Source organism: Azospirillum sp. UENF 112521 (genome assembly GCF_058780665.1).
Map to the genome: position 1 here is coordinate 415,444 of NZ_JBSNCI010000003.1, position 13,254 is coordinate 428,697.

Below are 13,254 nucleotides of genomic sequence, written 5' to 3' on the forward strand. Positions count from 1 at the left end.
CGCCCGGCGGTTCGAGGAAGGGATGAAGATGAGGGCGCCGGCCACCGTTCCCGGTCGCCGGCGCCCGCCTTCAGATCGTCAGAAGTCGTAGGAGCCCATGTTCTCCTTGGTGACGCCGACCCAGCCCTGGCCGTACAGCAGGTTGGCCTTGGCCCCCTGCGGCGTGGTCAGGGCGGTGTAGCCCGGCAGGCCCAGGTTCAGGCCGGCCTTGATCTGGTCCTTCTTGCCGTCCAGAGCCATCACCGCCAGCATGTTCATGGCATAGCCGGCGACCGCCGGATCCCAGAACTGGATGTACTGAATGTCGCCCTGCGTCAGATACTGGCCGGCGACCGAGACCAGACCCGTGCCGGAGAAGAACAGCTTGTTCTTCAGGCCGCGTTCCGCCACCAGACGGCCGGCTCCGGCCGAGGTCGGCATCGGACCGCCGACGATGCCCTTCAGGTCGGGGTAGGTCGTCAGGACTTCCTTCAGCTTGTTGTAGTCGGTGTTGGCGTCGTCATAGGTCTCCAGACGGTTGGTCACCATCTGCATCTTCGGGAAATGTTCCTTCTGATAGGCGACGGCGCCGTCGATCCACTCGTTCTGCGACTTCGAGGTCAGGCTGCCGACGGTGCAGACATACTTGCCCTCGCCGCCCATCGCCTTGCCCAGCACTTCCATCAGCTTGGCGCCGTAGGCGAAGTTGTCGAAGGCCTCCAGCACATAGTCGGCGTTCTGGATGTTCGACGCCTCATGCGCGATCACCACGATGCCGCGGTCGCGCGCCTTCTTCAGCACCGGCTCCACCGCCTCGACCGAGAAGGGGACGATGGCGATGGCGTCCACGCCCTGGGCGATCAGGTTTTCGACCAGCTGGACCTGCGCCGCTGCGTCGGCCTGGCTCGGCCCCACCATCCAGGTGTCGTGGCCGGTGTCGCTGGCGAACTGCTTCACGCCGTCGCGCATGCGGTCGAACCAGGCGATGCCGTCGACCTTCACCACGGTGGCGATGGTGTATTTCTTCTTGGTGGCGTCGGACTTCAGCGTCTTGACGGCATCCGGGGTCGGAACCGGATCGGCGGCCATCGCCGGCCCGGCGACCAGCGACGCGGCGACGATGAGCGAGGACAGCAACTTCTTCATGTCGGCGTGACTCCCATGAGAGGCGATGAGCGCCCTGCGGTGGGAAAAATCCTCGACCCACCGCCGGCGCCGGGGTGTTTGCCACCCGCTGCGCGTTCCGTTTTTGATGATGCCGTGCCGGGTGGGACGGACGGAACTCCCGCCCGACCGGCACGCTGTACGGCGTGTGCGCCGCCGGCGGAATCAGCCGCCGATGATCGCCACGCTGGCGCTGGCACCGATGCGCGAGGCGCCGGCCGCGATCATGCGGCGGGCATCCTCGGTTGTCCGCACGCCGCCCGACGCCTTGACGCCCATGCCGTCGCCGACGGTGCGGCGCATCAGCGCCACATCCTCGGTGGTGGCGCCGCCCCCGGCGAAGCCGGTGGAGGTCTTGACGAAATCGGCCCCGGCTTCCTGCGACAGGCGGCAGGCCAAGACCTTCTCCTCGTCGGTGAGCAGGCTGGTTTCGATGATGACCTTCAGCAGGGCGTCGCCGCAGGCCCGCTTGACCTGGGCGATGTCGTCGCGGACCTCGGTTGTCCGTCCGGCTTTCAGCAGGCCGATGGGGATCACCATGTCGACCTCGCGGGCGCCGTGGCGGACCACCCACTCGGCCTCGTCCGCCTTGATCGCCGTGGGATCGGCGCCGAAGGGGAAACAGATGACGGCGCAGGGCGCCACCGGCGATCCGGCCAACCGTTCGGTCACCAGCGGGATGAAGACCGGGTTGACGCAGACCGCCTTGAAGGCGTGTGCGCGCGCTTCGTCGCACAGCCGCTCGACCTCGGCGGGCTGGGCATCGGGGCGCAACAGGGTGTGGTCGATGAACGGAGCCAGACCGGCCGGCTCCGCCGGAACGCTGGGTATCGGCATCTTGGTCCTCCCGGGGAGCCCCTTGTCCTTGCAGGCTCTCCTCGATTGTCGCCGGGATGCCGACACCGCTTCGAAATCCGTTGCGATGTTAACATCCTAACATTTTCTGAAAGGATAGTTTCATGCTGTCCCGCGCTGTGTCAAGATCAATGCACGCGATTGTGATCCTGACCACGGCCCTCCTGTTCAAGGCTTTGCGCCATTGGGATTAACCCTTCTGGATTGTAAGGTGCAGCCGCGGTCAAAAAGGGCGGAAACGGTGCGGAATGCGGACATGTCGATGAGAAAGGCCGAGCGTCTGAACAGGTTGCAGTCCGCCCTGGATGCCGGTGGCTACCTTCGGCTGAAGGATGCGGCGCGGTTGCTGGGCGTGTCGGAAATGACGGTGCGGCGCGACATCGCGTCCTGTGCCGGACGGTTCGCCTATCTCGGTGGCTATATCGCCGGCGGGCTGGAGAGCGCAGGCGGCATGGGCTACATCCTCGATCGCGAGCGGGATGCCCATATCGAGATGAAGCGCGCCTCCTGCGAGGCTGCGGCAAGCCTGCTGAAACCGGGCGAAACGGTCTTCATCGATTGCGGCACCACCACCACCCATCTCGCCAGCCGCATTCCGGCCGACAGCCAGATCACCGTGGTCTGCTACGCCATGAACATCGCGGAAATCGTCTGCAAAAAGCCCGGCGTGCGCGTGGTCATGCTGGGCGGCCTTTACCACGCCTCCTCGGCCTCCTTCTCCAGTCCGGAATCGCTGGAGATGCTGCGCGGCATCGGCATCAACACCGCCTTCATCTCGGCCGGCGGCGTCCATGAATCGCTGGGGATCAGCTGCTCCAATTTTCACGAGGTGGAGATCAAGCAGACCGCCATCGCCAACGCGGTGACCAGGGCGCTGGTCATCGACAGCAGCAAGTTCGACCAGGTCAAGCCGGCCTTCTTCGCCAAGCTCGACAATTTCGACTTCCTGTGCTGCGACGACGGATTGGATGCCGCAAGGTCGGAACGGTTAGCCGCTGCCGGGGTGCGCATCGTGCCGGCCTGAGGCCAGGGCTCAGGTGCTTGGCGCCAGCGCGCGATGGCCGGCATGAAGGCTGTCGATGATCGCCTGCCCGCGTTCCAGCAGATAGCTGCGCAACTGCGCGTGCACCGGCAACAGCGGCAGGCTGCGGCGATGGGCGATGTACCAGGACCGCATCAGCGGCAGTCCCTCCACCTTCAGCTCCCGCAGCATGCCCAATGCCAGTTCCAGGTTCACCGTATGGCGGGACAGCAGGGCAACACCAATTCCTGCCATCACCGCCTGCTTGATCGTCTCGTTGCTGCTGGATGTCATGACGATGCGCGGGGAGAAGCCCTGGCCCTGGAAATAGGCATCGGTCAGCGCCCGCGTGCCGGCCCCCTCCTCCCGCGCGATGAAGTCGCTGTCGGCCAGGTCGGCCAGGCGGAGTGTCGGGGCCTGGGCCAGCGGATGGCCCGGCGCACAGATGATGATGCTGGGATGGCGGGCGAACGGCTCGGCCAGCAATTCGTCGGCGTCCAAAGGTCGGCCCATGATCGCAAGATCGACCTCGCCCTTCGCCACCATCGCATTCACCTCCCGCCGGTTGCCATCCTGGAGATGGATGGAGACGCCCGGCCGCTCCGCCTGGAAGCGGGATACCATATGCGGCGCGATGTATTTGGCGGTGCTGACCAGCCCGATGGTGACGTTGCCGCCGGTAACCCCCTTCAGCGCCTGCATTTGCCGGTCCGCATTGTCCAGAGCCTGGAGGATCAGCGTCGCGTGTTCCAGCAGGTCGCGCCCCGCCTCCGTCAAGACGACGCCCCGGCCAACCCGTTCGAACAGCGGAAAGCCGCAATGCCCCTCCACCTGCTTGATCTGGAACGAGACGGCGCCGGGCGTCAGGCCGAACCGCTCCGCCACGCGGGCGAAGGACAGGCTGCGGGCGGCAGCGGTGAAGATCTGGAGCTGGCGCAGCGTTGCATGCTGAATGGTCATCGGCTGGTGCCATTCACGAGGAATACCTAACCATACTGTGCTGTATATTTGAATTTTCCTCAATAGTACGTAGGGCTAACGTTTTCATCGAACGAACCGAACGTCACCGACGAGGTGAAGGCGATGAATTACGTATCGACGACGCTTTCCACCGATCAGACGGCAGTCGACAGGGTGGTTGGCGACCCCAAGGCCCGCTACCGGTCCGGCGTGTTGAAATACCGTCAGATGGGCTATTGGGAGCCCGACTACGAACCGAAGGCCACCGATGTTCTGGCCGTTTTCCGCATCACGCCGCAAGATGGCGTCGATCCGGAGGAAGCGGCGGCGGCGGTCGCCGGCGAAAGCTCCACCGCCACCTGGACCGTGGTGTGGACCGACCGCCTGACCGACTGCGAGCGCTATCGCGCCAAGGCCTTCCGTGTCGATCCGGTGCCCGGCACGCCCGGACAGTATTTCGCCTACATCGCCTATGAACTCGACCTGTTCGAGGAAGGGTCGATCGCCAACCTCACCGCATCGATCATCGGCAATGTCTTCGGCTTCAAACCGCTGAAGGGGCTGCGGCTGGAGGATATGCGAATTCCCATCGCCTATCTGAAAACCTTCCAGGGGCCGGCGACCGGCATCGTGGTGGAGCGCGAAAGGCTGAACAACTTCGGCCGGCCGCTGCTGGGCGCCACCATGAAGCCGAAGCTGGGCCTGTCCGGCCGCAACTACGGCCGGGTGGTGTACGAGGCGCTGAAGGGGGGGCTCGACTTCACCAAGGACGACGAGAACATCAATTCGCAGCCCTTCATGCATTGGCGCGACCGCTTCCTCTACTGCATGGAAGGGGTGAACCGTGCCACTGCCGAGACCGGGGAAATCAAGGGCACCTACCTGAACGTCACCGCCGCCACCATGGAGGACATGTACGAGCGCGCCGAGTTTGCCAAGGAACTGGGCAGCGTCATCATCATGATCGATCTGGTGATCGGCTACACCGCGATCCAGTCGATGGCGAAATGGGCGCGCCGCAACGACATGATCCTGCATCTGCACCGCGCCGGCCATTCCACCTACACCCGGCAGAAGAACCACGGCGTGTCCTTCCGCGTCATTGCCAAATGGATGCGCATGGCCGGCGTCGACCACATCCATGCCGGCACCGTCGTCGGCAAGCTGGAGGGCGACCCCAATGTCATCCGCGGCATCTACGACACCTGCCGTGAGGCCCATGTCCCGCAGAATCTCCAGCACGGCATCTTCTTCGACCAGCCCTGGGCCGGTTTGAAACGGATGATGCCCGTGGCGTCCGGCGGCATCCATGCCGGGCAGATGCACCAACTGCTGACCTATTTGGGCGAGGATGTGATCCTGCAATTCGGCGGCGGCACCATCGGCCATCCCGACGGCATTCAGGCCGGTGCAACCGCAAACCGTGTCGCTCTGGAGACGATGGTCAAGGCCCGCAACGAGGGCCGCGACCTCTGGAACGAGGGGCCGGGCATTCTGCGCGAGGCCGCCCGCTGGTGCGCCCCGCTGCGTGCGGCGCTCGACACCTGGAAGGACGTGACCTTCGATTACGCCTCCACCGACAGCGTCGATTACGTCCCCACTCCCACTGCGGCGATGTGAAGGAGCGATTCCCATGCGACTGACCCAGGGCCAGTTCTCCTTCCTGCCGGACTTGACGGACGAGGAGATCACCAGACAGGTGCAATACGCCCTCGACCAGGGCTGGGCCGTGGCGGTGGAGTTTACCGACGACCCGCACCCGCGCAACAGCTATTGGACGATGTGGCGCAACCCCATGTTCGACCTTCGCGACGCCAAGGGCGTGATGATGGAGATCGACGCCTGCCGCGTCGCGCATCCCGAGCAGTATGTGAAGGTTCTCGCCTTCGATAGTTCGCAAGGCTTCGAGACTGTGCGAATGTCGTTCCTGATCAACCGCCCGGCGGAGGAACCCGGTTTCGAGCTGTTGCGCTCGGAGGGGCCGGGGCGGCGCATCGGCTACACGGTACGCAGCTATGCCACCGGCCGCCCCGCCGGGCAGCGCTATGGCGGGGAGACCCGTCATGGACCGTGAGCTTGGGTCCGGATATCTGCTTGCTCCGTCGATCCTCTCCGCCGACTTCGCACGGCTGGGCGAGGAGGTGGAGCGGGTGGTGGAGGCGGGATGCGACGTCATCCATGTCGACGTGATGGACAATCATTATGTCCCCAACCTGACCATCGGTCCGTTGGTCTGCGCCGCCATCCGTCCGCACACCCGTGCCATCCTCGACATCCATCTGATGGTGCGCCCGGTCGATGCGCTGGTGCCGCTGTTCGCCAGGGCCGGTGCCGACATCATCAGCATCCATCCCGAGGCATCGGACCATCCCGACCGAACCCTGGCGCTGATCCGTGAAGAGGGTTGCCGTGCCGGACTGGCGCTGAACCCGGCCACGCCTCTGGCCTGTCTGGACCATGTGATGGACCGGCTGGACCTGATCCTCGTCATGTCGGTCAATCCCGGCTTCGGCGGCCAGCCATTCATCCCCTCCGCATTCGAGAAGATTGCTGAAGTCCGCCGCCGGATCGAACGCCACCGCGAGCGCACCGGCCGCGACATCCGGCTGGAGGTGGACGGCGGCATCAAGCCTGACAACATCCGTGCCGTGGCCGATGCCGGCGCCGATATCTTCGTTGCCGGATCCGCCATCTTCGGCGCGGCGGATGCCGACGGCGGCTATCGCGGCGTGGCCGGGCGGATGCGCTCCGCCCTGATGGCTGAAGCGGAATGGAGGGCGGCATGAGCGGGGTCGCCGACCTTCCCGATCTTGAGACCCGTGACCGGCCGTCAGACGCTCCATCCATCGATCTCGACGCGCTTTACCGGGAGTCCGGCATCGGCGGAATGCTGGCGGGGATGGATCGCGACCTTGTCGGGCTGAGACCGGTGAAGACCCGCATCCGCGAGATCGCCGCCCTGCTGCTGGTGGAACGCGCCCGCCGCAGCATCGGGCTTCGGGCGGAGCCGCCGTCGCTGCACATGTGCTTCACCGGCAATCCCGGCACCGGCAAGACCAGTGTGGCGCGGCGCATGGCCGGGCTTCTCCATGGGTTGGGCTACATCCGCCGCGACCATGTGGTCGGCGTCACCCGTGACGATCTGGTCGGCCAGTATATCGGCCACACGGCACCCAAGACGAAGGAGGTGCTGAAGCGCGCCATGGGCGGCGTGCTGTTCATCGACGAGGCCTATTACCTCTACCGACCGGAGAATGAGCGCGATTACGGGCTGGAGGCCATTGAAATCCTGCTTCAGGTGATGGAGGACAACCGCGACGACCTCGTGGTGATCCTCGCCGGCTACCGCGACCGCATGGAGGTCTTCTTCCGCTCCAATCCCGGCATGGCATCGCGCATCGCCCACCATGTCGATTTCCCCGACTACGAGGCGGAAGAGCTGCTGGAGATCGCCCGGCTGATGACGGCGGGCATGCAGTACCGCTTGGCGCCGGAGGCCGAGCGGGCGATGGCCGACTACATCCTGCGCCGCATGGCCCAGCCTCGATTCGCCAACGCCCGTTCCATCCGCAACGCGCTGGATCGCGCCCGCCTGCGGCAGGCCAACCGCCTGTTCGAAGCGCGCGGCAGTGCCATCGCCGCCACCGACCTGCTGACCATCGCCGAGGAGGACATCCGCCAAAGCCGCGTCTTCACACAATAGGCCGACAGCAAGCCGGCCGCACATAACACCGAGAGAGGGGGAACCGATGCCGCACCGTCACACCACCTTCAGCAAATTCATCATCGAGGACCAACGTCGCCGCGGCGGGGCCGACACCGATCTGACGGCTCTGCTCAACGACGTGCAGACCGCGTGCAAGTTCATCGCCAGCGCCGCCGCCCGCGGATCGCTGGCTCCCTCCGCCGGCCAGCCGGCAGGTCCGGCTTCCGAACCCGGTGTCAACGTTCATGGCGAGACGCAGAAGCCGCTCGACCTGGTCGCCAACGAGATCATGCTGCGCACCTGCGAATATGGCGGCAAGCTCTGCGGCATGGCGTCGGAGGAAATGGAGGAGCCCTACCGTATCCCCCGCGAATATCCGCGCGGCCGCTATCTGCTGGCCTTCGATCCGCTGGACGGTTCGTCGAACGTCGACGTCAACCTGACCGTCGGCACCATCTTTTCCATCCTCAAGGCGCCCAACGGTGTGGATGAGCCGGAAGTGGAGCATTTCCTGCAGCCCGGCACGCAACAGGTGGCGGCCGGCTTTGCACTCTACGGACCGGCCGACATGATCATCGCCACCTTTGGCGAGGGAGTGCACGGCTTCACGCTCGACCGCGAGATCGGCGCCTACACTCTGACCCACCCGGACATGCGCATCCCCGATCATGTCTGCGAGTTCGCAATCAACAGCTCCAATGCCCGCTTCTGGGAGCCGCCGGTGCGCCAGTATGTGGAGGAATGCATCAAGGGCAGTTCCGGTCCGCGCGAGGCGGATTTCAACATGCGCTGGATCGCGTCCCTGGTGGCTGAGGTCTACCGCATCCTGATCCGCGGCGGCGTCTTCCTCTACCCGCGCGACGCCAGACCGACCCACAAGCCTGGCAGGCTGCGCCTTCTTTACGAGGCCAACCCCATCGCCATGCTGGTGGAGCAGGCGGGCGGAGCGGCCAGCACCGGGCGTCAGCGCATCCTCGACATCAAGCCGATGGCCCTGCACCAGCGCGTGCCGGTCATCCTGGGATCGAAGGCGGAGGTGGAACGGCTGGTCGCCTACCACGCCGCCTATGACCGCGGGGAGGAACTGGCCTTCCACGCCCCGCTGTTCGGCAGCCGATCGCTTTTCCTCGCCTCCGAAACCGCGGCACTCGGCTGAGGGAGAACACACCATGTCGGCCCGTCATCCGATCATCGTCGTCACCGGTTCCTCCGGCGCCGGAACGACCACCGTCACCCGCACCTTCCAGCAGATCTTCCGCAGGGAGGGCATCGCCGCCGCCATCGTCGAGGGCGACAGCTTTCACCGCTACGACCGGCGGGAAATGCGCGCCAAGGTCGCCGAAGCGCAGGAGGAGCCCCATTCGACCTTCAGCCATTTCGGCCCCGACGCCAACCTGTTCGAGGAACTGGACGATCTGTTCCGCAGCTATGGGGAGACCGGCGGCGGCCGGACCCGCCGGTATCTGCATGACTCCAAGGAGGCCGGGCCCTGTGGCCAGGAACCCGGCACCTTCACCCCGTGGGAGGAAATCGAACCCGGCACCGACCTGCTGTTCTACGAGGGGCTGCACGGTTGCGTGCGCACCGACCGTGTCGATATCGCCCGTCATGCCGACCTGAAGATCGGCGTCGTTCCCATCGTGAACCTCGAATGGATCCAGAAGATCCACCGCGACCGCAACATGCGCGGCTATTCGGAGGAGGCCATCGTCGACACCATTCTGCGGCGCATGCCCGATTACGTGAAATACATCTGCCCGCAGTTCAGCAGCACCGACGTGAATTTCCAGCGCGTGCCGACGGTGGACACCAGCAATCCCTTCATCGCCCGCGACATTCCGACCTCCGACGAGAGCATGCTGGTCATCCGCTTCACCCGGCCGAAGGGCATCGACTTCCCTTATCTGCTGTCCATGCTGAAGGACAGCTTCATGACCCGGCCCAACACAATCGTTTGCCCGGGCGACAAGATGGCACTGGCGATGCAACTGATCTTCACGCCCATGATCTGGCAACTCGCCGACCGCAAGAAGAAGGCGTTCTGAGCGGGGCGCCGGAAAGACACCCATCGGGGAGGATACCGGAGATGAGCGCATCGATGAGCGCGACCATTGAGGTCCGCGAACAGGACCGGCTTGCCGGTTCGCCGACTGAGTTGCCCGACGATACTCCCGACCACGGCTCCGGACGCCGCCAGTTGGCGAACGCATTGCGTATTCTCGCCATCGATGCCGTGGAGGCTGCGAATTCCGGCCATCCCGGCATGCCGATGGGAATGGCCGACATCGCCGAGGCATTGTGGCGACGCCATCTGCGCCACAATCCGAGCGACCCCGGCTGGCCTGACCGCGACCGCTTCGTGCTGTCGAACGGGCACGGCTCCATGCTGCTCTACGCCCTTCTGCACCTGACCGGCTACGACCTGCCGATGGAGGAACTGCGGCGCTTCCGGCAGCTCGGTTCCCGCACGCCGGGCCATCCGGAATATGGCATCACACCGGGGGTGGAGACGACCACCGGGCCGCTGGGGCAGGGGCTCGCCAATGCCATCGGCATGGCACTTGGCGAACGGCTGCTGGGGGCGGAGTTCAACAGGCCGGGGTACCGGATCGTCGATCACCGGACCTTCTGCTTCGTCGGCGACGGTTGCCTGATGGAAGGGATCAGCCACGAGGCCTGCTCGCTGGCAGGCACGCTGGGTTTGGAAAAGCTGGTGGTCTTCTATGACGACAACGGCATTTCTATCGATGGTCCCGTCGCCGGCTGGTTCACCGACGACACACCGCAACGGTTCGAGGCCTATGGCTGGCGGGTGATCCGGCATGTCGATGGCCACGACGCCTACGCGCTCGACGCCGCCATCGACGAGGCGCTGACCCCCTGCGGCAAGCCGACTCTGATCTGCTGCCGGACGGTGATCGGTCACGGCTCTCCCAACCGGGCCGGTTCGGCCGAGGCGCATGGCACACCGCTGGGCTCGGCGGATGTCGTCGCGACCAGGGCCGCGCTCGGATGGACCGCCCCGCCCTTCGAGATGGCGGAGGAGATGCGCGCCGGCTGGGACGCCCGGCGGCGCGGTGCCGCGGCGCAGGCCGACTGGCAGGCCCGGTTCGACGCCTATGCCGACGCCCATCCGCAGGCTGCGGCGGAGTTCCTGCGGCGGATGCGCGGCGACCTGCCGGAGAACTTCGCCAGTTCGGCCGATGCCTGGATCGGCGCCGTCGCCGCGCGGGCGGAGGCGATGGCAACGCGCAAGGCGTCACAGCAGGCGATCGGTGCGTTGGCGGGCCTGCTGCCGGAATTGCTGGGCGGATCGGCGGACCTGACCGGCTCCACCCTCACCGACTGGCGGGGGAGCGGCGGGCGCCACCTTCATTACGGCGTGCGGGAATTCGCGATGGCGGCCGTGATGAACGGCCTGGCGCTGCATGGCGGCTTTCTGCCCTTCGGCGGCACCTTCCTGGCCTTTTCCGACTATGCCCGCAACGGCCTGCGCCTGTCGGCGCTGATGGGACTGCGCGTGGTCCACGTCTTCACCCATGACGGCATCGGCCTGGGCGAAGACGGTCCGACCCATCAGCCGGTCGAGCATGCCGCCAGCCTGCGTCTGATCCCGAACCTCGACGTCTGGCGCCCGTGCGATGCCCTGGAGACCGCCGTCGCTTGGCGCGCTGCGGTGGAGCGGTCGCATGGGCCGACCGCGCTGCTGTTGTCGCGACAGAACCTGCCGGCCCAGGGAACGGGGCGCGTCGGCACTGACCGCGCCCGTGACACGGCCCATGGCGGCTATGTGCTGGCCGACGATGGGCGGCCCGATGTGGTGTTGATCGCCACCGGATCGGAGGTGTCCATCGCCATGGAGGCTCGGTTGCTGCTCGCGAAGCAGGGCATCGCCGCCCGCGTCGTCTCCATGCCTTGTTGCGAGCTGTTCGACCGGCAGGATTCGTCATGGCGCCGCGCCGTACTGCCCGACGGCATTCCCCGCTTGGCGGTGGAGGCCGGGGCAACCGGGCTGTGGCGTGCCACCGTCGGGCTCGCCGGCGACGTGGTGGGCCTTGACCGTTACGGCGAGTCCGCTCCCGCCGCTGACCTCTACCGCCATTTCGGCATCACGGCCGACGCGGTGGCCAACCGCGCACAACGCCTTTGCGTCCCCCTGTCCTGAACCGGAGACCTCTCCGATGGCCCTGATCTCCCTTCGGCAGCTCCTCGACCATGCGGCCGAGCATGGCTATGGCGTGCCGGCCTTCAACATCAACAACATGGAACAGATCCAGGCGATCATGCAGGCGGCGGAGGATTGCGCCAGCCCGGTGATCCTCCAGGCCTCGGCCGGAGCGCGCAAATATGCCGGCGAGCCGTTCCTACGACATATGGTGCAGGCGGCGGCAGAGATGTGGCCGCACATTCCCGTCTGCCTGCATCAGGACCATGGCGCCAGTCCGGCGGTCTGCCAGCAGGCCATCCGTTCCGGCTTCACCAGCGTGATGATGGACGGCTCGTTGCTGGACGACATGAAGACACCGGCCGGCTACGACTACAACATCCGCGTCACCCGGCGGGTGGTGGAGCAGGCGCACGCCGTCGGCGTTTCAGTGGAGGGCGAACTGGGCTGCCTCGGTTCGCTGGAGACCGGCCAGGCGGGGGAGGAGGACGGTTCCGGTGCTGCCGGCACGCTGTCGCGAGACCAGCTTCTGACCGATCCGGAGCAGGCGGCCGATTTCGTGGCGCGCACGGGCGTGGACGCGCTCGCCATTGCCATCGGCACCAGCCACGGCGCCTACAAGTTCAGCCGCCGCCCGGATGGCGAGGTGCTGGCGATCCAACGCATCCGCGCCATCCATGAGCGCATCCCCGACACCCATCTGGTGATGCATGGGTCATCCAGCGTGCCGCAGGAGTGGCTGGAGATCATCCGCACCCATGGCGGTCGCATTCGCGAGACCTACGGCGTCCCGGTGGAGGAGATCCGCGAGGGCATCCGCAATGGCGTGCGCAAGGTCAACATCGACACCGACATCCGCCTCGCCATGAGCGGCAGCCTGCGTCGCGCGTTGATGACGCGACCGGAGGAATTCGATCCGCGCCGCTTCCTAGCCGAGGCCACCAGGGCCGCCCGCGGCCTCTGCCGCGAACGGTTCCAAGCCTTCGGATCCGCCGGATACGCGGAGCGGATCGTTCCGCTTCCGTTGGAGCGGATGGCCGCCCACGCCGCGGCATCGGAGTTCGCGGCGATGGATCGTCGGACGTCGACGGTGATGGCGCCGCACTGACGGAGGCGGCGCTGAATCGACGGGGCCCCGCATCTCGGTCACGCCCTCAACCGCTTGCTTGGCGGTTGGGGGCGTTTTGCGTCAGCGCGGCTCTGCGGCGCTCCCCGGTTCACTACCTTATCGAACGTTCGGACGTGCTTGTGGTTGTTGTCCGCAGCAATATCGACTTACGCCAACAGCCCATCCGACATTCCCATCCGGCCAAAGCCGGAAGTAATTTAGAATGCTGACATTCAGCAAAATATCGGTTAACGTGGCATCTGGTATACGAAACGCCAGGAACTTGGGATCGCGAC

At 65.8% G+C, this 13,254-nt stretch carries 12 protein-coding genes; 9 read left to right on the forward strand and 3 right to left on the reverse strand.

The genetic code is table 11. From position 1 onward, the window contains the following. Positions 1 to 78: 78 nt before the first annotated feature. A complete protein-coding gene (locus ACWPN8_RS17610) occupies positions 79 to 1,125 on the reverse strand; it encodes an autoinducer 2 ABC transporter substrate-binding protein (RefSeq protein ID WP_109047330.1) in 1,047 nt (348 codons plus the stop codon). Between the two features lie 183 nt (positions 1,126 to 1,308). Further along, positions 1,309 to 1,980, reverse strand: a complete 672-nt coding sequence (gene deoC, locus ACWPN8_RS17615; RefSeq protein WP_492241640.1) for a deoxyribose-phosphate aldolase — start codon at positions 1,978 to 1,980, stop codon at positions 1,309 to 1,311. Positions 1,981 to 2,254: 274 nt separating this feature from the next. Between deoC and ACWPN8_RS17620 the strand changes: the two genes are divergently transcribed. Beyond that, complete coding sequence (locus ACWPN8_RS17620) at positions 2,255 to 3,022, forward strand: DeoR/GlpR family DNA-binding transcription regulator (RefSeq protein ID WP_109450878.1); 768 nt, start codon at positions 2,255 to 2,257, stop codon at positions 3,020 to 3,022. Between the two features lie 9 nt (positions 3,023 to 3,031). Here ACWPN8_RS17620 and ACWPN8_RS17625 read toward each other — a convergent pair whose 3' ends face one another. Beyond that, on the reverse strand, positions 3,032 to 3,979 hold the full coding sequence (locus ACWPN8_RS17625) for a LysR family transcriptional regulator (protein WP_492241641.1): 948 nt from the start codon (positions 3,977 to 3,979) through the stop codon (positions 3,032 to 3,034). Between the two features lie 123 nt (positions 3,980 to 4,102). Here ACWPN8_RS17625 and ACWPN8_RS17630 point away from each other — a divergent pair, with 123 nt between their 5' ends. The 8 genes from ACWPN8_RS17630 to fba are packed head-to-tail and all read left to right on the forward strand — an operon-like array spanning position 4,103 to position 12,958. Beyond that, entirely contained in the window at positions 4,103 to 5,599 is a 1,497-nt protein-coding gene (locus ACWPN8_RS17630) for a form I ribulose bisphosphate carboxylase large subunit (RefSeq protein ID WP_492241642.1), read from the forward strand. Between the two features lie 13 nt (positions 5,600 to 5,612). After that, positions 5,613 to 6,053: a ribulose bisphosphate carboxylase small subunit gene (locus tag ACWPN8_RS17635; protein WP_492241643.1), complete on the forward strand. Its 441-nt coding sequence runs from the start codon at positions 5,613 to 5,615 to the stop codon at positions 6,051 to 6,053. After that, entirely contained in the window at positions 6,043 to 6,765 is a 723-nt protein-coding gene (rpe, locus tag ACWPN8_RS17640) for a ribulose-phosphate 3-epimerase (protein ID WP_109450871.1), read from the forward strand. The genes ACWPN8_RS17635 and rpe overlap by 11 nt, the downstream gene beginning before the upstream one ends. Continuing rightward, the gene (gene cbbX / locus ACWPN8_RS17645) at positions 6,762 to 7,682 is read left to right on the forward strand and encodes a CbbX protein (RefSeq protein ID WP_492241644.1); all 921 of its coding nucleotides are present in this window, start codon (positions 6,762 to 6,764) and stop codon (positions 7,680 to 7,682) included. Before rpe ends, cbbX begins: the two co-directional genes overlap by 4 nt. 46 nt (positions 7,683 to 7,728) lie before the next feature. Next, positions 7,729 to 8,841 carry a class 1 fructose-bisphosphatase gene (locus ACWPN8_RS17650; RefSeq protein ID WP_492241645.1) on the forward strand — a complete coding sequence of 371 codons (1,113 nt, stop codon included), beginning with the start codon at positions 7,729 to 7,731 and terminating at the stop codon, positions 8,839 to 8,841. 13 nt (positions 8,842 to 8,854) lie between these two features. After that, positions 8,855 to 9,730 carry a phosphoribulokinase gene (locus tag ACWPN8_RS17655; RefSeq protein WP_492241646.1) on the forward strand — a complete coding sequence of 292 codons (876 nt, stop codon included), beginning with the start codon at positions 8,855 to 8,857 and terminating at the stop codon, positions 9,728 to 9,730. Positions 9,731 to 9,783: 53 nt separating this feature from the next. Further along, positions 9,784 to 11,850, forward strand: a complete 2,067-nt coding sequence (gene tkt / locus ACWPN8_RS17660; protein ID WP_492241647.1) for a transketolase — start codon at positions 9,784 to 9,786, stop codon at positions 11,848 to 11,850. A 16-nt stretch (positions 11,851 to 11,866) separates the two neighbouring features. Next, positions 11,867 to 12,958 carry a class II fructose-bisphosphate aldolase gene (fba, locus tag ACWPN8_RS17665; protein ID WP_492241648.1) on the forward strand — a complete coding sequence of 364 codons (1,092 nt, stop codon included), beginning with the start codon at positions 11,867 to 11,869 and terminating at the stop codon, positions 12,956 to 12,958. The last annotated feature ends 296 nt before the right edge of the window (positions 12,959 to 13,254 follow it).